This window comes from Flavobacterium sp. J27, assembly GCF_004303025.1.
Taxonomy (GTDB): Bacteria; Bacteroidota; Bacteroidia; order Flavobacteriales; family Flavobacteriaceae; genus Flavobacterium.
The window spans coordinates 366,749-393,424 of record NZ_PJQW01000001.1; the positions used below are offsets into that span (position 1 = coordinate 366,749).

The window sequence follows — 26,676 nt, forward strand, 5'->3', positions numbered from 1 at the left end:
CCGTTCGCTCGTTAACCACTACAGGTATTCAGCAAGGACATATGAAAATGCATATTAATAACATTTTGAATCAACATCAAGCCACAAAAGAAGAAAAAATAAAAGTTTTGGATTACTTTAAAAACACCACTATTTCCCATAGTTTAGTGGTGGATTATTTAGAAAGTTTACGCCAATAATTTTTGGAGCTATTTCCTGCTGTACGCTATATCTGTCATTGCGAGGAAAGAAACAATCTAAAGGGATTGCTTCGTTCCTCGCAATGACAGGATGCCGCTTCCATCAGGGCTAAAAACACAATCATGCAAGAAAAAATATTTTACAGTAACGGAAAATTACTCCTTACAGGAGAATATGTGGTTCTGGATGGAGCTAAAGCTTTGGCTGTACCGACCAAATTCGGACAAAATTTAGTTGTAAATGCAGGTAGCAACAAAGAAATACATTGGACAAGTTACGATTCCGATGGCACGATTTGGTTTCAAGATACACTTCCTTTTGAAGCGATTCAAACCAAAAACCTTCAAGAATCCCATTCCAAAATTAAAAATACCTTATTAGAAATTCTGCATCAGGCTTTTCTTCAAAATCCAAGTTTTATCTTAGAAAGTGATGGCTATACGATTACCACTCATCTTACTTTTCCACGACTTTGGGGTTTGGGAACGTCTTCTACTTTAATAAATAATATTGGCTTTTGGCTAGAAATCGATGCTTTCGAACTCTTGCAAAAAAGCTTTGGTGGTAGTGGTTACGATGTGGCTTGCGCTCAAAATGGCGAACCTATATTGTACACTATTGAAAATGGCAAACCTACCGTGGAGGTGGTTGCTTTCAATCCGCCTTTTAAAGAAAACATTCATTTTGTGTATTTGAATAAAAAGCAAAGTAGTAAATCGGCAATTTCTAATTATATCAATAAACAACATCGCGTAGATAAAGTGATTGCAAAAATCAATGCCATTACGCAAGAAGCCTTAACGGTACAAGAAGGTCGCGATTTTGCCTTACTTATGGAAAAACATCAAGCCATTATGAGCGATGTGTTAGAAACCGAAACCGTAAAAGAACAACTCTTTCCCGATTTTAAAGGTGTCGTTAAAAGTCTCGGAGCTTGGGGTGGCGATTTTGTAATGGTACTTTCTAAAAACGACCCAACCGATTATTTTGTAGCCAAAGGGTACCCTACGATTTTGAGTTATGAGGACATGGTTTTGGGTAACTAAGGTTTCTTTTGTTAAATATTTTCTATTCCTAAAAGTGTAAGATTTTCAACAAATTAGGCTTTGTTGTGAAGTTGGATGAATGCTTTTGTCTATCTCAAAAGAAAAACCTACATTTGAACAAAGCACTTCAAAAATGAGAATAGAAACCGACCTAAAACTAGGCTTTAAAGACGTAATGATTCGTCCTAAAAGATCCACCTTAAGCAGTAGAGCACAAGTAGATTTACAACGCAATTTTAAATTTTTGCACAGTTCGTATGTGTGGAGTGGTGTGCCTATTATGGCTGCGAATATGGATACCGTGGGTACGTTTGAAATGGCTTTGGCTTTGGCAAAACACCATATTTTTACAGCGGTACATAAACATTATGCTTTAGACGATTGGGCGCAATTTCTCAACAAAATCTCAGATGATTTGTATTCCTATATTGCAGTTAGTACAGGAACAGGAAAAGAAGACGCAAAAAAGGTGCAAGAAATTTTTGAACATTTCCCAAAACTGCAATTCATTTGTATTGATGTAGCCAATGGCTATTCCGAACACTTTGTAAAATTTGTCAAACAAACCCGAAAACTGTTTCCAGATAAAGTTATTATTGCAGGCAATGTAGTAACGGGTGAAATGGTGGAAGAACTCTTATTAGCTGGTGCCGATATTATCAAAGTAGGAATAGGACCAGGTTCGGTATGTACTACAAGAGTAAAAACAGGAGTAGGTTATCCTCAATTATCTGCTATTATAGAATGTGCTGATGCGGCTCATGGTTTAGGCGGACAAATTATTAGCGATGGCGGCTGTGCCATTCCTGGAGATGTAGCCAAAGCGTTTGGAGCAGGAGCCGATTTTGTGATGCTCGGCGGTATGCTTGCTGGTCATGAAGAGAGTGGAGGAGAGGTGATCGAAATAAAAGGAGAAAAATACAAGCAATTTTATGGCATGAGTTCGGAAACCGCCATGAAAAAGCACGTAGGCGGTGTGGCCAATTATAGAGCCAGTGAAGGCAAAACCGTAAAAGTACCTTTTAGAGGCAAAGTAGAATACACCATACAAGACATTTTAGGAGGTTTACGAAGTACCTGTACTTATGTAGGTGCTGCTAAACTAAAAGAACTCACCAAACGCACGACTTTCATTCGCGTAGCCGAACAGGAGAATAGAGTGTATAATTCATGATTAAATAACAAAAGCCTATCCAAAAAGCAAAATCTTGTCAAGCTGAACTTGTTTCAGCTTCTTTTATTTCCATTTACCACACGAATAAATTACGCAGTAGCAATGCAACAGTAGTAATGTACCTTGTTACAGGTGTATTATAATAGGTTACTACAGTAAGTGACGTTGTTTACAAGTGCAAGAAGGCATACTCCTACGGTTTTTTTGAAATATACAAGTGTAAGAAAGCATATTCCTATAGTATTTTTGAAATATACAAGTGCAACAAGGCATACTCCTATGGTAAGTGATACAAATTACAAGTGTACAAGCGTAGATTACAATAGTGTCACTTAAAAACAAGTTTCCTTTAGATTAGGTGTTGATGACTATTTTAAAATAACAAAAAGCACAGTGAAGTGGCTTTTTGTTTTATATACTTTGCGCGCACGGATTACATTCTATATTTCCTATCCTTATTTGTAAAAGTTATTATATAGTTATCTTTTTTATTTTCATTAATTAATTCTATGTATATATATCTATACTTCCTTAATTTTTTAATAGGAACATTTAAAACTGAATTATTAATTTTAATTTCAATATTAGAATTTCTACTAACATATAATCTATCACCATAACCATGATTTATATTCATTATACCCTTTCGATAAACAGTATCTTTACTTGAAATAGAAAAAATATCATTAGGATTAAAAGTAAAGAACATTATGAAAGATTCTCTTTCGGAATTCATTATTTTGAAATCAGCATTACTTTTTTCTATATAATCTCTAGTCAAAGTTTTTTTTTCATTTATAATTTTTAATGTAGGACTACAACTACAACATAAAATAAAAATAATTAAATATCTGTACATATTATCCTCCTTTATTATAATCTGTATTATTTTCTGTATTATTTTCTTTATCATCATCCCCTGAGCTGCGCAAAGTCCGAAGTTTCGGACTCCTGACTTTGAGCTAAGATATAAAAAACAGTAACTTAAATAGGTAATATAAATGATTCTTTTATTTGTAAAAAAACTTCCCGCTATTCGTTTTTTAATTTTAGTTTTACACTTTAGGGCTACTTCTCATAAAATGATAGTAGGTAGGGTAGCAATTGGGTAGCATTACCATATATAGTAGTATATTTTTTATTTAAATATTTATTTTGCATGCTTTTAAATAAATATTCATGATGAAAAAAATTGGCTGCTTTATTTTCCTTTTTAGTGTTTTTAATTTTGTAACAGCGCAAGTTGGAGTGAATACAACTAGTCCAAAAGCAAGTTTAGATATTCAAATTAACGATGCTGCAAACCCCACGAATGAAGATGGAATCTTGATTCCTAGAATTGACACTTTTCCTTCCAGTAACCCAACTGCAGATCAAAATGCTATGTTGGTGTATTTAACTACAGCAGTTGGAACAAATAATCCAGGTTTTTACTATTGGGATAATGTCACAACCACTTGGATTGGTTTACAAAAAGCCGGAGCTATATCTAAAATTATTGATACCGATTTAGATACAAAAATTGATGTGGAAGAAACGGCTGATGAAGATATAATTCGGTTTACAAGTGCAGGTGTAAATGGATTAAATATTGTTGATAATCGAATTGAAACCACTGACGCTATTGGGCACACTATAAAAATTGGTTTTGAAGCAGGTTTAAACGATGATAGTAACTTCAGAAGAAATGTTTTTGTGGGTTATAGGTCTGGAAAATACAATACCACGGGTCTTGGCAATAATGTTATAGGGTTTGGAGCTTTAGAGTCGAATACAACTGGAACTGGAAATTCTGCTTTAGGGTATTTAACTATGAACAAAAATACTATTGGTAAAGATAATACTGCAGTTGGAAACCGTTCCCTCTATAATAATACAACAGGTAATCATAATTTAGCGTTGGGTTATGGAGCTCTTATAAGTAATACAACTTCTAATGCTAATATAGCTTTAGGTTCTTTCGGTTTAAGTGCATTGAATTCAGGAAGTGTTAACATCTCAATAGGATACCAAACGTTGGAATCATTAGTTACTGGAAATAATAATATAGCTATAGGAAGTAATGCAGGTAGATTAAATACAACTGGAAGTAATAATACTTTACTAGGACATGAAGCAGGTAAAAATGCTACATCAGCTTCCAATAATGTCTTGATTGGATATCAAGCTGGCCTCTCTGAAATGGGAAATAATAAATTATATATCGAAAATTCCGGTTCTGCTACACCTTTAATTTATGGAGAGTTTGATACCAATCTTTTACGTGTTAATGGAATTTTAGATATTAATAACGCCTATCAATTACCCACAACAGACGGAACTACCGGTCAGGCATTAGTCACAGATGGTGCTGGTGCAGTTACTTGGACAAATGTAAATAGTGATACAACTAAAATTATTGATACCGATTTAGATACACAAATTCAAGTTGAGGAATCACCTGATGAAGATAAAATTCGTTTCGATATTGCAGGTTCTGAAGTTGCAGTGATTACTTCTCGAGAAAGAGGTTCAATAGGAGTTGTTACTGATGACCCAAGAAGTACAATCCATATTTCTGATGGATCTACTTCTTCCAAAACAGTTTCAGATTTAGGAGGTTATGGTACCGCATTACAAATAACTGATGTTGCTATTCCTAGAATTTATTTTGAAGCTACTGCTCAAGGATTAAATAAAAAATTAATGGATTTAAGTTATTATACTCAAAAACTTAGATTTAGTTCCTTAATTGATGATGGTTCGGCCTTTGATAAGGAAAATATTCTAGTCATTGAAAGAGATGGTAATGTAGGGGTAGGAACAGGAAATCCTCAAGAAAAATTTCATGTATTAGGTAAAATTAGAATGGCTGATGGAACACAACAAGCGGGTTATGTAATGACTTCAGATGCTAACGGAACAGCCTCTTGGTCACTTCCAGTAAAGCAAAATAATATAATTGATGCCGATTTAGACACGAAAATTCAAGTAGAAGAAACAGCAGACGATGATACTATACGATTTGATATTTCTGGAACGGAGTATTTTACTATGAAAAATGGTCGAATCAATGTTTTAAATACAGGAAAATCAGTTTTTATAGGAGAAAACGCAGGATTAAATGATGATTTAAGCAATAACAGTAATATTGCTTTAGGAGGAAACGCATTTCTTAATGGAACTACTGGTAGCAATAATATTGCGATAGGCAATAATACTTTGTCTAAAAATAATAGTGATAGTAACATTGCAATCGGAACAGAAGCAATTAGAGAGAACACATCGGGGATTTATAACTTAGCATTAGGTTATAATACATTATTGACAAATACTACTGGAACACGTAATGTTATTATAGGATCTTTTGCTTTGAAAGATAATATGACTGGGTCTAATAATACTGTTCTTGGTTTTAATGCAGGAAGAACGGCTACAGGTTCTAATAATGTTTTTCTGGGTAATGCAGCGGGACTAAATGAAACAGGAAATCACAAGTTATACATTGAAAATTCATCTTCAGCAACTCCGTTGATTTATGGTGAATTTGATAATGATTTGTTAAGAATAAATGGTACGTTAGATATTAATAACGCCTATCAATTTCCTACAACAGATGGAACTACCGGGCAAGCATTAGTCACAGATGGTGCTGGAGCAGTTACTTGGACAAATGTAAATAGTGAAACAACTAAAATTATTGATGCCGATTTAGACACTAAAATAGAAGTTGAAACTTCAGCCGATGAAGATATTATTCGATTTTCTACTGAAGGAACAGAGTTTTTTAATATGAAAAACGGAAAATTAAATGTAATAAATACAGGTGAATCTGTTTTTATAGGTGAAAATGCGGGTTTAAACGATGATTTATCTACTAATTATAATGTCGCTATAGGAAGAAATGCATTATACACGAGTACTATTGGTTATCATAATACAGCAATAGGATTACATGCACTGTATAGCAACAATGAATACGGAAATACAGCTGTAGGTAATTATTCGCTAAAAAATAATACTACAGGTTATAATAATGCTGCATTTGGGTTCAATGCGTTCACAGCTAATGTTTCGGGTAGAAACAACCTTGCTTTAGGGGCTTATGCTATGTATACTAATAGTTCAGGAACTAACAATGTTGCAATAGGTATGAATGCTGGTAGAAATTCAACTGGAGATGGAAATGTTTTTATTGGAATATCATCTGGAAATAATGAAACAGGAAATAATAAGTTGTATATCGAAAACTCGGGTTCTTCAGCACCACTAATTTATGGAGAATTTGACACCGATTATTTACAAGTGAATGGTAATTTCGATGTAGGTGTGTCTGGAGATGGCACTATTGCTCGTGCTAATGCTTGGAATACTTTTAGTGACCGTCGTTGGAAAACCAATTTTAAAAAGATTGAGAATGCTTTAGATAAATTAAACCAAATTAATGGGTATTATTACAATTGGAAAGATAAAAAAGACCAATCACTACAAGTTGGAGTGATTGCACAAGAAATTGAAGCTGTGTTACCAGAAATAGTAAGTACAGATAAAAACGGTTACAAAAGTGTAGATTATTCGAAAATTTCAGCATTATTAATTCAAGTAACCAAAGAACAACAAGGTGTTATTGAAAAACAAGAAATTAAAATTGAAGAACTGAGTAAAAAATACACCGATTTGGCTAAAGAAATTGAAAATATGAAACAATTATTATCTTCAACAAAGGAATAGAATTGAAAATAGTATAAATAAAAAAACCACTCAATTGAGTGGTTTTTTTGTGGTACCTCCAGGAATCGAACCAGGGACACATGGATTTTCAGTCCATTGCTCTACCAACTGAGCTAAGGTACCTTCCAGATTCAGAAAGGTTGCTTGCTGAATGCGGGTGCAAATATAGAACCCTTTTTGTAATTTCCAAAACATTTTTTTAAAAAAATCAATTTGTATATTTGCCAATACAAAAAATAAAAGATGCTTTTAACTATCGATATAGGAAATACTAGAATAAAATGTGCTGTATTTGAACAAAATACACTTTTAGAAAAAATTATTTTTAATGAAAAAGAGGCGTTATTTTTTTTTAAAAAAATTTTTAAAAAATTTAATAAAATTACTTTTTCTATCTCTTCATCGGTAGGGAAATTAGAAAAAGAGTGTTTTGACTATATAGAAAAACATTCTAAATTAATTATTGTTTCTCATCAATTGCAGTTCCCTTTTGAAAATTTATATGAAACACCAGCAACATTAGGAATAGACAGGATGGTTTTAGCAGCCGGAGCATCTTTTGCCTTTCCAAACAAAAATTGTTTAATTATCGACGCAGGAACTTGTATTACATACGATTTTATTGATGCTAACAAAAAATACCACGGTGGAGCAATTTCTCCGGGAGTAAATCTTAGATATAAAGCATTACACAATTACACTGCAAAATTACCGTTATTAAAAAAAGAGGAAATAGATTATTTTATTGGAAATACCACAAATAAAGCAATTCATTCGGGAGTAATTAATGGTCTTACCTATGAAATTGAAGGATTTATTTCCCAATATTTTCATAAATATCAACATTTAACAATAATTTTAACAGGAGGTGATGCAGATTTTTTGGCTAAAAGATTAAAAAGCACCATATTTGCCAATTCAAATTTTTTATTGGAAAGTTTGAATTTTTTATTTAATTATGTACAAACACAAAATGATTAAAAAAATTATAATTTGTATCACACTTTTATCTAGTGTTATTGCTTTTTCTCAAAGAAGCACCTCTTCGCCTTATTCTTATTACGGTCTTGGAGAAGTACAATTTGGAGGTACTCAAAGTGCAAGATCTATGGGAGGGCTTGGGATTGAAGGAGACAGTATAAGTTTAAACTTGCTAAACCCAGCGTCTTATTCTCATTTAAAATTAACCTCTCTAGCTGTAGGTGCAACTACAACTTTTACAAATCTTATTAATGAATCGGATGAGGAAAAAGCAAGAAATACAGGTTTAGATTACTTGGCAGTAGGTGTGCCAATGGGTAAATTTGGAGCTTCTTTTGGATTAATGCCTTTTAGCGCTGTAGGGTACAATATTGCAAATGTGGGTGAAGATGAATTAGGTAATTCAACATCGAAAACAGCTACTGGAACAGGAAATATTAACAGATTCTTTGTTGGAGGTTCTTATGCTGTAAACAAAAACTTAAGTATTGGTATGGATTTTCAATATAATTTTGGAAATATTGATACACAAACAATTGAAGGAATTTCAGGTGTGCAATTATTGTCTAGAGAAAAGAATTCTTCTAGGATCTCTGGTTCCTCATTAAATTTTGGAGCATTATATAATAGAAAAATTACAGAAAAGTATAATTTATATGCTAGTTTTAGATATGCACCAGAGGCAAAATTAACTTCTAAAAATGAAAGGAATTTAGCTACAGTTACTTATACAGCAAGTGGAACTGAGGTGATAAATAATCAGCAAGATGTACCAGTTAATAACACAGATTTAATTATTCCTTCAAAACTTTCTTTTGGTGCTGGAATTGGAGAGAAAAACAAATGGATGGTAGGTACCGAAGTAAGCTTTCAAAATAACAGTAAATTAGTTAATAGATTTGATGATACATTCAGTGGAGCCACTTATGAAGATTCACAGAAGTATGTTGTTGGAGGATATTATATTCCAAAATTTGATTCTTTTACGAGTTATTTAAGTAGAGTAGTTTATAGAGCAGGTTTTAGATATGAAAACATTGGTTTGGTGGTAAAAGACAAAAGTATTCAAGATTATGGCATGAATTTTGGACTTGGATTACCACTTGGTTTTTCCAAAGTCGATTTAGGATTTGAATTTGGAGTTAGAGGAACCAAGTATAATAATTTAATTAGAGAGAACTACTTTAATCTTAGTATAGGTTTATCATTAAGTGATAAGTGGTTTAATAAGCGTAAAATTGATTAGTAATTTTTTAGAATAATTATAAAATGAGAACTAAATTATCTTTATTATTTGTAATTGCAGCAGGATTTTTTGCAAATGCACAAAGCAATGAAGCATGTACAGAAACATTAAGTTTAATGGCTTCATCGGTTAAGGCTAAGGATCCAGCAGGATACGACTACTTAACAACTTTAAGAAAAGATTGCCCTTCATTTGATAAAAGAGTTTACTCTTATGGAGAATTTGCAATCAAACAGAAAATAGATCAAGCATCAGGTGCTGAAAAAGAAAAATATGTTCGTGATTTGATGAAGTTTTATGATGAAAATTATAAATATTTCCCATCAGAAGGTGCTGGAGTAGATATGAAGAAAGGATTGGCTTTATTCAATTATAAACTAGGAACAAATGCCGAGATTTTTGGTCTTTTTGATAAAGCTTTTACAACAGACAAGGCTAATTTTGATTCAACAAGAGCATTATATGCTTACTTTGAAATATTTGTAAAAGACTATGAAGCTGGAAACAAAGGAATAGAGTTGCAACAAGTTTTTGATAAATATGATGATATTTTAGAAAAATTAAACGGATTAGAAAAAGAGTATTCTGACGCTAAAGATGTTTTAATTTCTAAAGAAGAAGCAGGTCAACAATTAGATAGCAAAGAAGCGAAAGCAAAAAGTAGATATGAAGCAAATTTAGAAGATATTGCTACTGTAACTTCTAGTATGGATGCTATTATTGTACAATTGTCTTCTTGTGATAAATTAATTCCTTTCTATCAAAAATCATTTGAACAAAACAAAACAAACAAAGTTTGGTTGTTAAGAGCTGCTGATCGTTTAGAAGCGAAAGAATGCGATGGAGATCCGTTATTCTCAAAAATTTCGGAAGCGCTTTTAAAAGTAGATCCAAGTGCACCAGCTTACGAAAAACAAGGAATTGTTGAATACCAAAAGAAAAATACTTCAAAAGCGGTTGAGTATTTAAATAAAGCTGCTGAAATGTATACAGATAACTCTAAGAAAGCAAATGTTTATATGAAAATTGCTTCTATTTATTCAAAATCAAATAAGAGCCAGTCTCGTAACTATGCTAAAAAAGCATTAGCAGTTAAGCCTTCTTATGGTAAAGCCTATTTGTTAATTGCGCAATTATATGGAAGTAGTATTAATGATTGTGGTGGTGATCAATTTGATAAAAGAGCCGTATATTGGTTAGCTGCAAACTATTGCGATAAAGCAGCTTCAGTAGACTCTTCTTTAAAAGCAACAGCTTCTAAAATGGCTGCTGGTTATAGAGCCTCAGCTCCTTCAAAAACAGAGATATTTACCAATCCAAAAGGGAACATGTCTGGAAAAAGAATTGCATTTGATTGTTGGATTGGAGAAAGTGTAACAGTTCCTACACTTTAAAATGACAAAAAAAAATAGAAATACAATTAGTAACATAGCCACGATAATTAGTATCGTGGCTATGTTTATTTCTTGTGAAGGTTCGTTAAAAGACGTTCAAAAAATTAACCGATCTTCCTTTCTTCCTAGTGGAGAAGCAGATTCTATTAATTTGAAATATACAGATTCGGGCAGAATCAAGTCTGTTCTCAGAAGTAAAAAAATGCTTGACTACAGCAATATAGAGAATGGATTTACAGAATTTCCTCAGGGTGTTTTAGTAACTATGTTTGACGAAAACAATAAAACAACCGTAATTCAATCTAATTACGCTATTACATATAAAAAAACGGACATTATAGATTTGCAAGGTAATGTGATAATTACATCACATGATGGCAAAAAATTAGAAACAGAACAATTGTATTTTGACCAGAAAAACGAATGGTTCTTTACTGAAAGACACTTTAAATATTCAGATGGAACAGGAGGTTTCTTGCAAGGACCTGGAGTAGATTTTAGCAAAGATTTTAAAATCTTCAATATGCAAACTAGTAATGGTGAAATTAATAATGTAGACGAACAACAATAGCATTATTTTCGATTTAATTTATTACTTTTGGTAAAAAATTATCAAAATGAATTACATCAAGTATATTCAATACATTTATCTTTTATTTGCTGTTTTCTTTATTTATGATGCTATTGCAAAATTTATGCATGATGAAGGAAATTATATATTAAGCCTGCTTTTTGCTGGATTAGCAATTTTTATGTTTTTCTTCAAAAGAAAATTTTATAACAAATACAAAAAGAATCAAAAATAAGGTATGGAAATAGCCATCATCGTTATTTGCTTACTTTTATCTGCCTTTTTTTCAGGTATGGAAATTGCCTATGTTTCTTCAAATAAAGTTTTTTTATCTATCGAAAAAAAACAACATAATTTCAATGCTAAAATTTTATCCAAACTGATAGAAAAACCCTCTCAATTTATTACCGCTATGTTGGTTGGTAACAATGTAGTATTAGTTGTTTATGGTATTTATTCAGGAGATTTACTAATGAATTGGATTAATTCATTTAGCTATCATTTTTCCCCATTCGTCAGTCTGTTATTGCAAACATTACTTTCAACTGCAGTAATCTTAATGACGGCCGAATTTTTACCCAAAGTGTTTTTCCAAATTTATGCTAATTCCTTTATTAAGTTATTTGCAGCTCCAGCCTATTTATTTTATCAATTGTTTTATTGGGTATCCAAATTTATTATCTGGATTTCTGATTTTATTTTAAAGCGATTTTTTAAAACTGATGGGGACCAAGTGCAAGATTATTTTAGTAAAGTAGAGCTGGGTAATTATATTAGTGAACAAATGAATAGCATTTCAGATGAAGACGAGATTGACTCTGAAATACAAATTTTTCAAAATGCACTAGAGTTTTCCGACTTAAAAGCACGTGATATCATGACACCCAGAACAGAAATTTCTGGATTAGATATTTTAGATTCAGTTACAGAACTAAAAGAATTGTTTATTGGTACAGGCTATTCTAAAATCGTGATATACCAAAATTCCATAGACGACATTTTAGGATATGTGCATTCTTTTGAATTGTTTAAAAAACCGAAAACGATAAAATCGGTAATGATTCCTATTGAATATGTTCCTGAAACTATTTATATTAAAGATTTACTAGACATTCTTACCAAAAAAAGAAAAAGTATGGCCGTTATTTTAGATGAATATGGAGGTACTTCTGGTGTTGTAACGGTAGAAGATATTATTGAAGAACTTTTTGGTGAAATTGAAGATGAACACGACTTAGATGAAGAATTGATCGATGAAAAAATAGAAGAAGGGGTGTATCTTTTCTCAGCTCGATTAGATGTAGAATTTATCAATGAAAAATACAATTTAGATATACCAGAAAATGATTCCTATAGTACTTTAGGAGGTTTTATAGTTCACAACACTAAAGAAATTCCTCAAAATAAAGAGAAAATTAAAATTGAAAACTTTGAAATTACGATTCATTCTGCCTCAAATAAAAAGATAGAATTAGTTCGACTTTCAATCTTAGAAGAAAAACAATAAAAAAATCATAAAAAATTAATAGAAATTATAACTTTTCTATTTTATTATTAAATAGATAATTGTATTTTCGCCCACTGAATTAAATTAATATACAAAATGGCAGTTTTAAATAATATTAGAAAACGTTCTGGATTACTTATCATTATTATTGGTCTTGCATTATTTGCATTTCTATTACCAGGATTATTTAAAAGTGGATTTAGCCTAGACAGTAATAATGTTGGAGAAGTAAACGGTACGGATATTCTTGCTCAAGAATTTATGGTGAAAACAGCCCAACTGGAAAAACAAAGTCAACAAGGGCAAATGAGTGCTACACAAGCTATGAACTCTGTTTGGGAACAAGAAGTGAGAAGTATTATCATTAATGAGCAAATTGAAAAAATTGGATTGGGAATTGGTAAGGAACAATTAATTAATGTTATTAAAGCCAATCCATATTTTGCACAAAATCCGCAGTTTTTAAATGAAGCTGGTGCATTTGATGAAAATAAATTTAAAGAATTTGTAAAATCAATTAAAAATGATCCTAATCAAGAGCGTTGGGCTCAATGGTTAGATTTTGAAAATGAAGTTGAAAGATCTTCTGTTGAACAATTATATTATAATTTACTTAAAGGTGGTGTATACACTACAAAAGCTGAAGGTAAATTTAAACATATATTAGATAATAAGAAAGTAGATTTTGATTACGTTACGGTTTCTTTTGCTACTGTAAACGATGATGAAGTTAAAGTTTCAGATGATGAAATTATGGCTTATATGAAGAAAAACACAAAGAAATACAAATCAGATGAAACAAGAAGTATTGATTATGTGTTTTTTGAAAATAAACCATCTCAAAAAGATGAAAAAGATTTAGAAGAGCAATTTTATGGTTATGTGAATGGAAGTGTTAACGGAAATGATACTGTACCAAGTTTTAAAGATATTAAAGTAGAAAATATTGCGGCTTTTGTAAATAAAGAATCTGAAACACCATTTGATTCAACTTATGTAACAAAAAGCGATATTCCGGTAGAATTTCAAGAACAATTATTCAATTTGTCTAATGGTGAAGTATTTGGTCCTTATGTTAATAAAGGGTACCAATCATTATCAAGAATGATGGAAAAAAAATCAAATGCTAGTGCAAAAGCGAGTCACATTTTATTAGCTTATGCGGATGCAGAAAGATCTTCTGCAACCAGAACGAAAGAAGAAGCACAGGCTTTAGCAAATAGTTTATTAGCACAAGCTAAAGCTGACCCAAATAGTTTCGCTGCTTTAGCACAAGCTAATTCTGACGATCCAGGTTCTAAAAACAATGGCGGTGAATATGACAACATTACACCTGGTCAAATGGTACCAACATTCAATGACTTTGTTTTCAATAATCCTGTAGGAAGTATTGGTGTAGTTGAAACAGATTTTGGTTTTCACGTAATTAAAGTATTAGCAAAATACGATGCAGTTCAATTAGCTACAATAACTAAAAAAATCGAGCCGTCTGATGCTACAATAGATAGTAACTACAATACGGCTAGTCAATTTGAGTCTGATGCTTCAGGTAAAAACTTTGAAGAGGTAGCTAAAAATGCAAAAGCAACAATTGTACCAGCAAGCAATTTAAGACCTTCAGACGAGTATGTACAAGGTTTAGGAGCACAAAGAGAAATTGTTCGTTGGGCATTTAATACAGATACTAACAAAGGAGATATTAAACGTTTTGAAATTTCTAATGGATTTGTAGTAGCCATCTTAAAAGACAAAAACGAAACAGGACTATTAAGCATGGATATTGCAAGACAATCTGTAGGGACAATTTTAAGAAACGAGAAAAAAGCAGAAATCATTAAAAAGAAAATGAACGGAACTTCATTAGAAAATGTAGCGAAAGCAACTGGAGGTTCGGTTAATAGTAGTAATGATGTAGCTTTAGGTATGCCAAATGTTACAAACATTGGACCAGAGCCAAAAGTAGTAGGTACAGCTTTTGATTTAGAAGCTGGAAAAACGTCTGGCTTAGTAGTAGGTAACAGCGGTGTGTTTATGGTTAAAACTAAGAAAGTAACCAATGCTCCTGAGATTAAAGACTTCTCAGCTGCTGTAACACAAAAGCAATCACAAGAGGCAAATGCAGCACAAACAAGAGCATATCAAGCTTTAAAAGAGAAAGCTGATATTACGGATAATAGAGGTAAATTCTAATAAAGATTTATTTCTTACATACAAAAGCCCTTACAATTTGTGAGGGCTTTTTTTATGTTTCAATTGTTTTAATTGAAAAGTTGTTTAAATCTTTGCATTACATTTATTGCAAAAACGAATAAAACCGCTTAGAAACGCTTTTAAATGACAAATAATGCTATTGTTTGAATGAAGTTCTTATTAAATGTAAATAAGTTATTATAAGGAATACTTTATTCGCGTAGAAGAAGAGGGAAATAATTCGTGTAATTGATACTTAAAAAAATAAAAGCTCCAGTAAATGTGGCTTTTTTAAGTTTGTGGGCGCTGATTTACAACCGAATTGACGAAGTAAATCCGCGCTATAGAGTTTTTAATTGAAAAAAAAATTTTCAAAATTTGGTATTGCTTTGATACATGAAAGAAGTTTGCTACTAATTTCTAGTTTTGGGTTTTCCATGATATATAATTCCTTTATTTTTTTAAATTACATATAGAATTAGGTAATGAGGTTAAACAATTTTTATTTAAACTAAGTACTTCAATATTCTCTAATAATCCAATTTGATCTGGTAATTTTCCAATACCATTATTACTTAAATTAATTCTTCTTAAATTTATAAGATTGATTATTTCAGACGGTATCTCAAAAAAATCACCTTCTTGTATATCAATTTCAATTAGATTTTTCCATTTAAAAATTACTTCTGGAAATGTTTTACTATTTGGCATCTTAATACTTAAGAACTCTACCTTTTCTAATATTAGCATATCTGAAATATCAATTACATCTGAAATTACTCTAATAGAACGTAAGTTAGTAAATGAATTAAATTCATTTGATAAAGAAATTTTTTTTGTAGAATGAATTTCTATCTCTTCGGTGTTAGAAAAAATAAAAATGAAAGAAGGGATATGATCAAAATTACCTCTTATTATTATTTGTTTAACTTTTAGGCTTTCATTGATATCCATATTCATTATTTGATGTTCAATTTCTATATTCTTTTTTGAATCTAGAATTATATCAATTTCTGAACTGTCTAGAGAAGTAATTGTCAATTGTCCAAAAACAAAATTGCTTAATAATAACATTAATAATTTCATATATGTTAATTAAAATTAACTGCGCGAAAAAGTTTATAACCTTTGGATATATATTCCTTTGTATCAAAATCAAATGTACTTATTTCAGCGTAAATTTCTTTCAACGGTCCACTTCGTCTAGTTCATTGATGCTAATAAGTAAGGCCTATAATGTCTCCATTTGTGTCGTAATTATAATTTAAAAATTCAGCTGCGCAAAGTTTCCCTACTTTGAGCTAAATTATAAAAATCATAGACTTTGCGGAGCTGGGGGTGCTCTTTTAGTTATTTATAAAAACGTTTAATATCTCAAATATAGACTTTTTTAAGATGGTTTTTGTGTATTTTAAACTAATTATAAACGCGTAATGTAGTAGAATTAACTTGTTGTACACGGTATCTTTTCATAGCATATTGTTTTCCAGGTGCTTGTCCTGAAAAAAAACTATATTCTGCATCATCACAAGCGCAAATGGCTTTAATTCCTTCAATAGTCATAGTGGAACAACTCGATAGGGGTTGGTTAGGACATGCGGCATCATAAGCTACATAATTATTGCTTCCAGCGTTAAATACAATTACCCCTCTCACACCAGCGGCTCCAGAATTGATATATACCGAATTACTTACAAATTGTAAATTATTATACTGTGGTAAACTGAGATTAATCGTTATATCTACTGGATAATTTGGTAAATAGGGATTGTTATTGTTTATAGAATCGTCTTTATTGCAGCTTAATAAGAGCACAAATAAAAATAGGTATATATAGATTTTTTTCATTTTAACATAAATATTTTAAAAACCAAATGTAATTTATTTAACTTTGACTAACTAAAAAAGATTCATAAATTAATTTTAAAAAATAAATTAGTATCTTTGCATAAAGGAATCCCATTTTTGTGGGATTCTTTCTATTTATATAAACGATGAAGTTATGAGTACAGTATCTTATTATACAGCAGAAGGTTTAAAAAAACTTAGAGAAGAGTTAGATCAATTAAAAAGCATAGAACGTCCAAAAGCATCTCAAGCTATTGCTGAAGCGAGAGATAAAGGAGATTTGTCTGAAAATGCAGAATACGATGCAGCAAAAGAAGCACAAGGTCTTTTGGAAATGAAAATTGCTAAAATGGAAGAATTGGTGGCTAATGCTCGTTTAATTGATGAATCGCAATTAGATGTTTCTAAAGTATTGGTGTTATCTACGGTTAAAATAAAAAACCAAACAAACGGTATGGAAATGAAATACACTTTGGTTGCTGAAAGTGAAGCCGATTTAAAAACAGGAAAAATTTCTGTAACATCTCCAATTGGTAAAGGGTTACTTGGGAAAAAAGTGGGTGAAATTGCGGAAATTAAAGTGCCAAATGGAACTTTGAATTTTGAAATTTTAGAAATTACAAGAGATTAAATATATGGCTTCAATTTTTACAAAAATTATTAATGGAGAAATTCCTTGTTATAAAATAGCGGAAGATGAAAATTTCATCGCTTTTTTAGATGTGAACCCTAATGCGAAAGGACATACTTTATGTGTACCTAAAGTAGAAATTAATAAGATTTTTGATATGGATGAAGCATTATATCTAGGATTGATGTCTTTTTCCAGAAAAATAGCCAAAGCCATAGAAAAAACAATTGAATGTAAAAGAGTAGGTGTTGCAGTCGTAGGTTTAGAAGTGCCTCATGTTCATGTGCACTTAATTCCTTTACAGGATATGGACGACATGCGTTTTCAAAGAAAAGCTACTTTGGAAAAAGCAGAATTTGAAAGTATTGCACAGGCTATAGCAGCTAATTTATAATAAAAAATCCCGATATTCATCGGGATTTTTTATACAGTTTCTTTTTTATAACTCACCTGTATAGTTGTTCCTTTTCCTATTTCTGAATGCACCACCTTAATGCTCCCTTTGTGATATTCTTGAACAATTCTTTTGGTAAGTGATAAACCTAATCCCCAACCTCTTTTTTTTGTCGTAAATCCAGGTTCAAAAATTTTAGTAAATTGATTCTTTGGAATTCCTTTACCTGTATCAGTTACTTTAATACGTACCTTGTTTTTGTCTTCTGTGATGGCTATTTCTAATTTTCCCTTTCCTTTCATTGCATCTATAGCATTTTTAACTAAATTTTCAATGGTCCAACTATGTAAAATAGGGTTTATTGGTATCGTAATCGCTGTTTCAGTACTCTTAAAAATAAAATCAACATGATTGGAAGTTCTCGACTGTAAATATTCAAAGGAGTTTTTTGTTTCTTCCACAATATCAAGTTGTTCTAAAATAGGTTCGCTTCCTATCTTTGAAAAACGGTCGGTTATGGTTTGTAAACGATTAATATCTTTTTCTATTTCTTGAATGGTTGTGGGCTCTACATTGTCTAGCTTTAAAATTTCTAACCAACCAATTAAAGAGGATAATGGTGTTCCTATTTGATGTGCTGTTTCTTTAGCCATACCAGCCCATAATTTATTTTGGGTTGCCATTTTAGTTGCTCTATAAAAATTATATACAACAGCTCCAAATAAAATGATAATTAATACTAAAGCAATAGGATAATATTTTAATTTATTTAAAAGTGGAGAATTACCATAATAAATTAAACGATAATTATTATTGGTAAGATCCATTTGTATTGGTTGGTTTTCAGATTTCATTTTTTCAAAAAGCCTTCTCAGTTGAATACTGTCTCCAGCAATTTCAGAATCTAGGTTGTTACTGTTTAAAATTATCCCTTCACTATTTACTTCAATCATTGGATTAGAACCATTTGCTTGAATAATTTCAAAAGGTAAACCAACTTCTGTATCACCATCAGCATTTGCTAAGGTTTTTTGGGCTGAAACCCAAAGTTCCATCTTTTTTCGCTCGTCATTTTTAAAGATTTGGAAAAATACATAGGTATTCCATAAAATAACAATAACGATTAAGAAGGAAGCTAAGATGATAAACCAACGGGTTATATTTCTTTTTTCAGAAAATTGCATACATATAATTTGTAAGTAAAAATACTAAAAAATGTATTTTACAAATCGTTTTTTAATTATAAAACGTGTATTATAAAAGGATATTTTATAGGAAGTTTAATTTTAAAAAGAGATAGTCCTAAAATCCATTTGGGTTGGTCTTAAAAATATGTAAATTTGTAAAAATCTTATTTACGAATGGTATCAATTAATCCAAAAGAAATAGCTCCAGCTAAATTACAAGGGTATTTACAAGGTGCTGTTGCACCAAGACCCATTGCTTTTGCAAGCACTATAGATGCAAACGGAAAACCAAACTTATCTCCATTTAGTTTTTTCAATGTATTTAGTGCTAATCCGCCTATTTTAGTTTTTTCACCATCAAGAAGAGTTCGAGATAATACGATTAAACATACTTTGATTAATGCACAAAATACTAAAGAAGTTGTAATTAATATCGTAAACTATGATATGGTTCAACAAATGTCTTTATCTAGTACAGAATACCCTGAAGGTGTTAATGAATTTGAGAAAGCGGGTTTAACCATGTTGTCATCAGATCTTGTAAAGCCATTTAGAGTAGCGGAAAGTCCAGTACAATTTGAATGTAAAGTAAATGATATTATTGCTTTAGGAAAAGAAGGTGGTGCAGGAAACTTGGTTATTTGTGAAGTAGTAAAAATTCATATAGATGAAGTTGTTTTAGATGCTAATGGAGGAATTGATCAACATAAGATAGATTTAGTAGCGCGTTGTGGTGGCAATTGGTACTCAAGAGCAAATAGTGGGTTATTTGAAGTGGAAAAACCCCTTTCAACCATGGGAATAGGGGTAGATGCTATTCCAGATTTTATAAAAGCAAGTAGTGTTTTTAACGGAAATGATTTAGGTATTTTAGGAAATATCGAAAACATTCCATCTGAAGAAGAAATTACTATCTTTGTAAACGAAAATTTTACTGTTAAAGCGGTTTTAAGTAGTGATGATATTACAAAAAAGCACGAACTAGCAAAACAGTATATTGATAATAATGAAGTTTTAAGTGCTTGGAAAGTACTATTAGCAAATAAATAAATTAGAAAGAAATGGAAGTAACAGGAAGAGTAAAAGTAATTAATCCAGTACAGCAAATTAGTGCTACATTTAAAAAAAGAGAATTAGTAGTTACTACAGAAGAACAATATCCGCAACATATTATGATTGAGTTTACTCAGGATAAAGCAGATTTATTAAATAATTTTGCACCAGGGGAACAAGTAAAAGTATCAATCAATTTACGTGGTCGTGAATGGGTTAATCCACAAGGAGAAACAAAATATTTTAATTCTATTCAAGGTTGGAGAATTGAAAAATTACAAGCTGAAGCACCTGTAACTGGGCAAATGCCTCCAATGCCAGCTGCAGATGCTTTTGAACCAGCAACCAATTTTAATGAAGAAGAACACGACGATCTTCCTTTTTAAAAATAATACCCTATAAATTAGAAGTCAGAAATTTTAGTCAATGCTTAAATTTCTGACTTTTTTAATACTGAAGTTTTTAATTTCGAATTTTCTACCATGCATTTTTTAACAAAAGATATCTATTTTCCACCAGTAGAAGAAGCTTCACCTGAGGGTATTTTGGCTGTAGGAGGCGATTTGTCTATCGAACGTCTGTTATTAGCGTATAAGAGCGGTATCTTTCCTTGGTTTGAAGAAGACGAGCCCATACTTTGGTGGGCACCAGAAGAACGTATGGTGTTGTTTTTTGAAGACTTGAAAATTTCAAAAAGTATGCGCAATGTGCTCAACCAAAAGAAATTTAAAGTTACTTTTAATACCGCTTTTAAAGAAGTGATTTCCAATTGCAAAAAAATAGTTAGAAAAGACCAACCAGGCACTTGGATTACCGATGAGATGGTGGAAGCTTATTGTAAACTACATGAAATAGGTGTTGCTAAAAGCGTGGAAGTTTGGTTAGGAGAAGCATTAGTAGGAGGTTTATATGGTGTCGATTTAGGACATGTTTTTTGTGGCGAAAGTATGTTTTCAAAAGTTTCCAATGCGAGTAAAGTAGCCTTTATTCATCTGGTGAAATTTTTGGAACATAACAACTATCGCATTTTGGATTGCCAAGTCTATAATGATCATTTGGCTTCATTAGGTTGTGTGGAAATTGATAGAGATGATTTTATGATGGTTTTAAAACACGGGTTATGATTTTATTTTTGACGGGTAATATTGCCCCATTTATAGTTGCTATACTTTTTTTGTCTTTATTAATTATAGGGATAGTTTTTTTAGTCTTGCATTATACTGTAAAAAGCAAGATGCATTTCATTTGGAAGATAGTACTTTTTCTTTTAGCAGTTTTGTTGACATTTATATTTCTATTAAACAATATTAGTGCTTTCATTTAATTTTTAAAATTTTAGCTTCCTAAATTGCCATTCTAAAGTATTCAACACAATCAATTCGTTGGTTAAACAAGGTAAATCGGTAATTACTTTTAAGGTTTCATGAGCCATCATTGTACCAATAATACCTGGTAAAGTACCTAAAACACCATTCAAACTACAATTAGGAACATCTTCTGGATTGGGTGGTTCAGGAAAAAGATCTCTAAGACTTTTACTCCCTTTATGATTGAACACAGCAACTTGTCCTTCGAATTTAAAAATACTACCATAAATTAATGGCTTTCCTAGTTTTACACAGGTATCGTTCACCAAATAACGCGTAGTAAAATTATCACAACCATCTATAATTATATCAAAATTGGAAAGAATGGGTTCGCAGTTAGCTATTGTAATTTTTTCATTAAAGACTTTATAGTTTATGTTCGGATTTAATTCTTTCAATAGTTCTAAGGCAATAGTAGCTTTGGGCAAACCAATCTGATTTTCGCGATATAAAATTTGTCGATGCAAATTAGATAATTCGATTACGTCAAAATCAACAATACCAATTGTTCCTACACCTGATGCTGTTAAATATTGTAAAATAGGACAACCTAGTCCACCAGCTCCAATTACTATTATTTTTGCCTTTTTAATTTTTTCCAGACCTTCGTTTCCTATTTCAGGAAGTAGCATCGGTTTGGTGTAACGTAAATAATCTTGAATACTAAGCATTTTTCACCTTTAATTTTTTCAGTTTTTTATATCGTAAATATTGCTACTTTAGACTTTATGACTTTCCCCTTGATGACTATAGGTTCTATCCCAATCTTTCCAAACGGGTTCATATCCTTGCTGTCGTATAATTTCTGCCATTACATCGGCCGAACGCTCATCGCTAGTTTCAAATTGTTCCAACGATTGTTTGTCTACACGATAACCACCTGGATTGGTTTTCGAACCCGCGCTCATGGTGGTTGTTCCAATGGGAATAATATGATTTCTAAAATTCTCATTTTCTCGAGTTGAAATGGAAATTTCTAAATCGGGATTCCAAATACGATACGCACAAATTAATTGCGTAAGGTCTTTATCATGCATGATAAAATTAGGCTCTATTATGCCTTCAGCAGGTCTAAGTCGAGGAAAGGATACCGAATATTTGGTTTGCCAATAGGTTTTCTGTAAATAATCGATATGTAAGGCATTAAAGAAACTATCGGTTCGCCAATCTTCCAAACCTAATAACACACCTAATCCTATTTTATGAATGCCTGCTTTTCCAATGCGATCCGGAGTTTCTAAACGAAATTCAAAATTTGACTTTTTGCCTTTCGGATGATACTGTTTGTAGACTTCTTGATGATAGGTTTCTTGGTAAACCAAAACGGTATGCACACCTGCTTCATGTAAATGAAGATATTCTGTTTCACTAAGCGGTTGTACTTCTACCGAAATAGTAGCAAAATGTTTTTTAATAATTGAGATAGCATTTAAAAAATAGTTGATGTTAACGGTATAATTGGCTTCTCCTGTAACTAGTAAAACATGATTGAAACCCGCTTCTTTTAAGACTTCAATTTCTGCTTTTATTTCACTATCGGTCAATGTTTTTCTTTTAATCTTGTTGTCCAAACTGAAACCACAATACGTGCATATATTCTGACATTCGTTGCTTAAATATAAAGGTGCATACATTTGGATGGTTTTTCCAAAGCGCTGTTTGGTTAACAAATGGCATTTTTGAGCCATTATTTCTAAATAATCGGCTGCAGCTGGAGCAATAAGATGTAAGAAATCGGTTAGCGTGCACTTTTCTTTCGAAAGGCTTTTTTCCACATCTACAGCCGTAGTTTGATATATTTTGTTTTGAATGGTTTCCCAATCATATTGTTTGAATATTTCATTGAATGTGCTCATCTGTTTTGGTTTTGAAAAAATGACTATTTAGGAATGTCTTTATTCATTTAAGAACGCGGTTAAGGGACTCGAAGCTTGCGCTAGAGTAGAAGTTTGACCCAATTGAGCTTCATACGCTTTTCTGCCAGCAAATACAGCTTCTTTAAAGGCTTCGGCCATTAGTTTTGGATTTTGTGCAACCGCAATGGCTGTATTTACTAAAACCGCATCAGCTCCTATTTCCATAGCTTTTGCTGCATCAGATGGAGCACCAATACCCGCATCTACAATAACAGGCACTTTACTCTGTTCAATAATGATTTCTAAAAAGTCAATTGTTTTTAACCCTTTGTTGCTTCCAATTGGGGATCCTAAAGGCATCACAGCGGCTGTTCCAGCATCTTCTAAAAGTTTGCATAAAACAGGATCAGCATGAATATAAGGTAACACGATGAAACCTTCTTTTGCTAAAGTTTCGGTTGCTTTTAAGGTTTCAATAGGATCTGGTAATAGGTATTTGGGATCGGGATGAATTTCTAATTTTAGAAAAGAGGTTTCAAATGCATCTCTTGCCAATTGAGCGGCAAAAATAGCTTCTTTTGCATTTCGTGCACCAGAAGTATTAGGTAATAAATGAATATGTTTATGATTCAAATGGGAAAGAATAGCGTCGGTTTCTGTTTCAAAATCGACTCTTTTTAACGCTACAGTTACTAATTCGCTTTCGGAAGCCAAAATAGCTTCTTCCATTTGTTGGTTGGAACCAAATTTACCCGTTCCTAAAAACAAACGGGAAGAGAAGGAAGTCGTTCCTATTTTAAATGTTGACATATATTTTTTCGTTTAGTGTTGTTATAAGTGATGGGTTTTGGGTAAGTAGACCAGAGAGTGCCACACCATGAAGACCAGTTTCCATTAGTAAATCGATATCTTCTAAAGTAATACCTCCAATGGCTATGACTGGTGTAAAAATGCTTTTTTGTTTCATTCTCTGAAGCAGTTTTTCATAGCCTTCTAATCCAAGAATGGGACTTAGTTTTTCTTTGGTAGGAGTAAAACGGTAAGGACCCAGACCAATATAATTGCAGTTTTCGAGTGTTCTTTGTACAATATGTTCCCAAGTATTAGCCGTACCACCAATAATTTTTTGGTTACCTAAAAGATTTCTGGCAGCCTTAATGGGCATGTCTTCTAATCCTAAATGTACACCGTCTGCGTCTAGTTGACAAGCCAAGTCTACCTTGTCATTAATAATAAAAGTGGCTTCATACGATTGACAAAGAACTTTGGTTTGCTCTGCAACAGTGTAAAAATCTTGGGCGTTGGTATTTTTAAAACGCAATTGGACCCATTGACAGCCATGATCTAAAACATTTTTAATGTTTGAAAGTTGTTCTTCTATGGTGTTTCCTTGTGAAATATACTGTAGTTTGTTATGCATAATGATATCCTAATAAAGTGGGATTGGAATTGAGATAGTTTTCAATATATAATTTGCCATTTTTGCAGGAAGTAAATACATCTTCTCCCAAAGCAAGATGCGCGGCAATTGCAGTCGCTAAGATACATCCTGAACCATGTTTTTGATAACGTACCTTATTTGTAGGTGGTATACTTATTTTTGTTTGGTTTGTAAATAAAGAATCTTTACCTAAATCTTTTGTATTGTGACCTCCTTTTAAAAGCACATCACAATAGGTAGATAAGGCTAAAGCTCCGTTTTCGATACTGCATCCAAAAGGAATTAATTTTACAATCTCTTGATAATTAGGTGTGATTAAATCCACTTGTTGGAGTATGTGGTGCAATTGCATTTGGTTTTCAATATTTAAAAAGTCGAAAGCAGTAGTCGAACGTAATACGGTATCCCAAATAATTGTAACTTTTGGAGCCCATTTTTTGCAAGCCAATACTATTTCTTCTAAATAGTCTAAAGAAGGTACAATGCCTATTTTAATTACGGAAACAGGATAGGTTTCTAAAAGCAAGCCTATCGATTCTAGCACAAAATCTAGGGGTATCCATATGGTTTTTATAAAGGTGCTTTCGGTTTGAATTGTATTTGCGGTTAAAACAGATAAACCGTATACTTGGAGTTGTTCCAATGTTTTAATGTCTGCTAAAACACCAGCGCCTCCAGAAGGGTCAAAACCCGCTATGGTAAGTATGTATGGACGATTTTTTGACATTTTTTAAAATTTTTAATAGGGTTGGTACTGTTCCAAATGGTGCCAAGCAAAGCCACGTCATCGAAACCTCGTGTAAGGGTTGCTGCTATATTTTCGGCTGAAATTCCTCCTAAAGCAATCCATTTGGTTTTCCAATTGGTTCGTTCTTTTGTTTGCTCTAAGAGGTTTTGAGTAGGTTTATAATCTAATTTAGAAATACTAGGATAAATCGGACTTATAAAAGCATAATCGTATCGTTCAGATAAATTGTTAAAATCAGCCATTGTATGTACGGAAGTAGATAAAAATGAAACGGGCTTTTGAAAGTCATCTGGGAAAGTTCGTCTTACTTTTTCTGTAAAATGTAGTCGTTCCAACTGAAATTCTTCCACCAAATGATGCTGTTGATGCAATACCAATTTAGAATGGTATTTTGGATCAATAGCATTTATATAGAACCGTAATTCCTCTTCTGATGCATCTGGTTTTCGAATATGAAACAACTCCAAGCCTTCTTCAAAAAGCGCTTGTATTATTTGATGCTCGTTTGCTATTTCCGTTGGATTTGAAATTACAATCATGATTTTTCTTTTATGAAATCTAAGTTCACGATACATTTTTTATTTCGTTTCTCTCCATAAAAAACACTCGAACTGACGATTTCTACAAATAAAGTTCCTTTCCGTTTTCGATAAATTCTTCCGACATTTCTTGCATGCCTTTCTCGGCCGCTGCGGTATCTCTAATTTCTTGAGAAATCTTCATAGAGCAAAATTTGGGACCACACATCGAACAAAAATGGGCTACTTTAGCACCGTCTGCAGGTAAGGTTTCATCGTGAAATTCTCTAGCAGTGTCTGGATCGAGTGCCAAGTTAAATTGGTCTTCCCAACGAAATTCAAATCGGGCTTTACTCAAAACATTATCTCGATACTGCGCACCTGGATGTCCTTTAGCTAAATCGGCTGCATGAGCTGCAATTTTATAAGTAATTACTCCATCTTTAACGTCTTTTTTATTGGGTAAACCCAAATGCTCTTTAGGTGTTACATAACACAACATGGCACAACCATACCAGCCAATCATAGCGGCTCCAATAGCTGAAGTAATATGATCATAACCTGGTGCAATATCGGTTGTTAAAGGGCCTAAAGTGTAAAAAGGTGCTTCCGAACAATGTTCTAATTGTTTGTC

26 protein-coding genes, 1 tRNA gene and 1 pseudogene are annotated in these 26,676 nt (G+C 32.2%); 16 read left to right on the forward strand and 12 right to left on the reverse strand.

The features are described 5' to 3' along the window. The 3 genes and pseudogenes from CX675_RS20070 to CX675_RS01475 all read left to right on the forward strand — a co-directional run. Positions 1-179: pseudogene (locus CX675_RS20070) on the forward strand (hydroxymethylglutaryl-CoA reductase); the annotation flags it as partial. 123 nt (positions 180-302) lie between these two features. Continuing rightward, on the forward strand, positions 303-1,226 hold the full coding sequence (locus tag CX675_RS01470; RefSeq protein ID WP_130733439.1) for a GYDIA family GHMP kinase: 924 nt from the start codon (positions 303-305) through the stop codon (positions 1,224-1,226). Between the two features lie 133 nt (positions 1,227-1,359). Next, positions 1,360-2,400: a GMP reductase gene (locus CX675_RS01475; RefSeq protein WP_130733440.1), complete on the forward strand. Its 1,041-nt coding sequence runs from the start codon at positions 1,360-1,362 to the stop codon at positions 2,398-2,400. A 433-nt stretch (positions 2,401-2,833) separates the two neighbouring features. Here the strand turns inward: CX675_RS01475 and CX675_RS01480 are convergent, their stop codons facing one another. Further along, entirely contained in the window at positions 2,834-3,136 is a 303-nt protein-coding gene (locus CX675_RS01480; protein WP_130733441.1) for a hypothetical protein, read from the reverse strand. Between the two features lie 443 nt (positions 3,137-3,579). On the opposite strand from CX675_RS01480, the gene CX675_RS01485 reads away from it, so the two are divergent. After that, complete coding sequence (locus tag CX675_RS01485) at positions 3,580-7,110, forward strand: tail fiber domain-containing protein (RefSeq protein ID WP_130733442.1); 3,531 nt, start codon at positions 3,580-3,582, stop codon at positions 7,108-7,110. A 50-nt stretch (positions 7,111-7,160) separates the two neighbouring features. Here the strand turns inward: CX675_RS01485 and CX675_RS01490 are convergent. Beyond that, positions 7,161-7,233: transfer RNA gene (locus CX675_RS01490), tRNA-Phe, on the reverse strand. Positions 7,234-7,353: 120 nt separating this feature from the next. On the opposite strand from CX675_RS01490, the gene CX675_RS01495 reads away from it, so the two are divergent. The 7 genes from CX675_RS01495 (at position 7,354) to CX675_RS01525 (ending at position 14,999) form a co-directional block, all read left to right on the forward strand. Continuing rightward, positions 7,354-8,091 carry a type III pantothenate kinase gene (locus tag CX675_RS01495; RefSeq protein WP_130733443.1) on the forward strand — a complete coding sequence of 246 codons (738 nt, stop codon included), beginning with the start codon at positions 7,354-7,356 and terminating at the stop codon, positions 8,089-8,091. Beyond that, positions 8,084-9,337: a hypothetical protein gene (locus tag CX675_RS01500; RefSeq protein WP_130733444.1), complete on the forward strand. Its 1,254-nt coding sequence runs from the start codon at positions 8,084-8,086 to the stop codon at positions 9,335-9,337. Before CX675_RS01495 ends, CX675_RS01500 begins: the two co-directional genes overlap by 8 nt. 23 nt (positions 9,338-9,360) lie before the next feature. After that, positions 9,361-10,731, forward strand: a complete 1,371-nt coding sequence (locus CX675_RS01505; RefSeq protein ID WP_130733445.1) for a lipopolysaccharide assembly protein LapB — start codon at positions 9,361-9,363, stop codon at positions 10,729-10,731. Position 10,732: 1 nt separating this feature from the next. Beyond that, positions 10,733-11,302 carry an LPS export ABC transporter periplasmic protein LptC gene (lptC, locus tag CX675_RS01510; RefSeq protein WP_240723559.1) on the forward strand — a complete coding sequence of 190 codons (570 nt, stop codon included), beginning with the start codon at positions 10,733-10,735 and terminating at the stop codon, positions 11,300-11,302. A gap of 46 nt (positions 11,303-11,348) precedes the next feature. Beyond that, positions 11,349-11,537 (forward strand): hypothetical protein, encoded by a 189-nt coding sequence (locus tag CX675_RS01515; protein ID WP_130733446.1) that lies wholly within the window; start codon positions 11,349-11,351, stop codon positions 11,535-11,537. Positions 11,538-11,540: 3 nt separating this feature from the next. Then, complete coding sequence (locus CX675_RS01520) at positions 11,541-12,809, forward strand: hemolysin family protein (RefSeq protein ID WP_130733447.1); 1,269 nt, start codon at positions 11,541-11,543, stop codon at positions 12,807-12,809. Positions 12,810-12,905: 96 nt separating this feature from the next. Beyond that, positions 12,906-14,999: a peptidylprolyl isomerase gene (locus tag CX675_RS01525; RefSeq protein ID WP_130733448.1), complete on the forward strand. Its 2,094-nt coding sequence runs from the start codon at positions 12,906-12,908 to the stop codon at positions 14,997-14,999. A 453-nt stretch (positions 15,000-15,452) separates the two neighbouring features. On the opposite strand, the gene CX675_RS01530 is transcribed toward CX675_RS01525, so the two are convergent. Further along, entirely contained in the window at positions 15,453-16,085 is a 633-nt protein-coding gene (locus CX675_RS01530) for a leucine-rich repeat domain-containing protein (protein WP_130733449.1), read from the reverse strand. Positions 16,086-16,415: 330 nt separating this feature from the next. Then, complete coding sequence (locus CX675_RS01535; RefSeq protein WP_130733450.1) at positions 16,416-16,847, reverse strand: hypothetical protein; 432 nt, start codon at positions 16,845-16,847, stop codon at positions 16,416-16,418. Between the two features lie 154 nt (positions 16,848-17,001). On the opposite strand from CX675_RS01535, the gene greA reads away from it, so the two are divergent. Both greA and CX675_RS01545 read left to right on the forward strand, forming a co-directional pair. After that, the gene (gene greA / locus CX675_RS01540; protein ID WP_130733451.1) at positions 17,002-17,478 is read left to right on the forward strand and encodes a transcription elongation factor GreA; all 477 of its coding nucleotides are present in this window, start codon (positions 17,002-17,004) and stop codon (positions 17,476-17,478) included. 4 nt (positions 17,479-17,482) lie between these two features. Then, positions 17,483-17,872: an HIT family protein gene (locus CX675_RS01545; RefSeq protein WP_130733452.1), complete on the forward strand. Its 390-nt coding sequence runs from the start codon at positions 17,483-17,485 to the stop codon at positions 17,870-17,872. Between the two features lie 29 nt (positions 17,873-17,901). Here the strand turns inward: CX675_RS01545 and CX675_RS01550 are convergent, their stop codons facing one another. Continuing rightward, a complete protein-coding gene (locus tag CX675_RS01550; RefSeq protein WP_130733453.1) occupies positions 17,902-19,056 on the reverse strand; it encodes a PAS domain-containing sensor histidine kinase in 1,155 nt (384 codons plus the stop codon). 177 nt (positions 19,057-19,233) lie between these two features. On the opposite strand from CX675_RS01550, the gene CX675_RS01555 reads away from it, so the two are divergent. From CX675_RS01555 to aat, 3 genes are all read left to right on the forward strand, one after another. Next, on the forward strand, positions 19,234-20,109 hold the full coding sequence (locus CX675_RS01555; RefSeq protein WP_130733454.1) for a flavin reductase family protein: 876 nt from the start codon (positions 19,234-19,236) through the stop codon (positions 20,107-20,109). An 11-nt stretch (positions 20,110-20,120) separates the two neighbouring features. After that, positions 20,121-20,498 carry a DUF3127 domain-containing protein gene (locus tag CX675_RS01560; protein ID WP_130733455.1) on the forward strand — a complete coding sequence of 126 codons (378 nt, stop codon included), beginning with the start codon at positions 20,121-20,123 and terminating at the stop codon, positions 20,496-20,498. 96 nt (positions 20,499-20,594) lie between these two features. After that, positions 20,595-21,236 (forward strand): leucyl/phenylalanyl-tRNA--protein transferase, encoded by a 642-nt coding sequence (aat, locus tag CX675_RS01565; RefSeq protein WP_130733456.1) that lies wholly within the window; start codon positions 20,595-20,597, stop codon positions 21,234-21,236. A gap of 203 nt (positions 21,237-21,439) precedes the next feature. On the opposite strand, the gene CX675_RS01570 is transcribed toward aat, so the two are convergent. The 7 genes from CX675_RS01570 to CX675_RS20075 all read right to left on the reverse strand — a co-directional run. Continuing rightward, entirely contained in the window at positions 21,440-22,150 is a 711-nt protein-coding gene (locus CX675_RS01570; RefSeq protein WP_130733457.1) for a HesA/MoeB/ThiF family protein, read from the reverse strand. Positions 22,151-22,198: 48 nt separating this feature from the next. Further along, positions 22,199-23,335 carry a 2-iminoacetate synthase ThiH gene (thiH, locus tag CX675_RS01575; protein ID WP_130733458.1) on the reverse strand — a complete coding sequence of 379 codons (1,137 nt, stop codon included), beginning with the start codon at positions 23,333-23,335 and terminating at the stop codon, positions 22,199-22,201. Between the two features lie 39 nt (positions 23,336-23,374). Beyond that, entirely contained in the window at positions 23,375-24,145 is a 771-nt protein-coding gene (locus CX675_RS01580) for a thiazole synthase (protein ID WP_130733459.1), read from the reverse strand. Continuing rightward, the gene (locus CX675_RS01585) at positions 24,132-24,755 is read right to left on the reverse strand and encodes a thiamine phosphate synthase (RefSeq protein WP_130733460.1); all 624 of its coding nucleotides are present in this window, start codon (positions 24,753-24,755) and stop codon (positions 24,132-24,134) included. The genes CX675_RS01580 and CX675_RS01585 overlap by 14 nt, the downstream gene beginning before the upstream one ends. Further along, positions 24,748-25,503: a hydroxymethylpyrimidine/phosphomethylpyrimidine kinase gene (locus tag CX675_RS01590; protein WP_130733461.1), complete on the reverse strand. Its 756-nt coding sequence runs from the start codon at positions 25,501-25,503 to the stop codon at positions 24,748-24,750. Before CX675_RS01590 ends, CX675_RS01585 begins: the two co-directional genes overlap by 8 nt. Beyond that, positions 25,470-26,063: a thiamine phosphate synthase gene (locus tag CX675_RS01595; RefSeq protein ID WP_130733462.1), complete on the reverse strand. Its 594-nt coding sequence runs from the start codon at positions 26,061-26,063 to the stop codon at positions 25,470-25,472. The genes CX675_RS01590 and CX675_RS01595 overlap by 34 nt, the downstream gene beginning before the upstream one ends. Before the next feature lie 82 nt (positions 26,064-26,145). Continuing rightward, a partial coding sequence (locus CX675_RS20075; protein WP_240723560.1) for a phosphomethylpyrimidine synthase ThiC occupies positions 26,146-26,676 on the reverse strand: 531 nt, incomplete at its 5' end.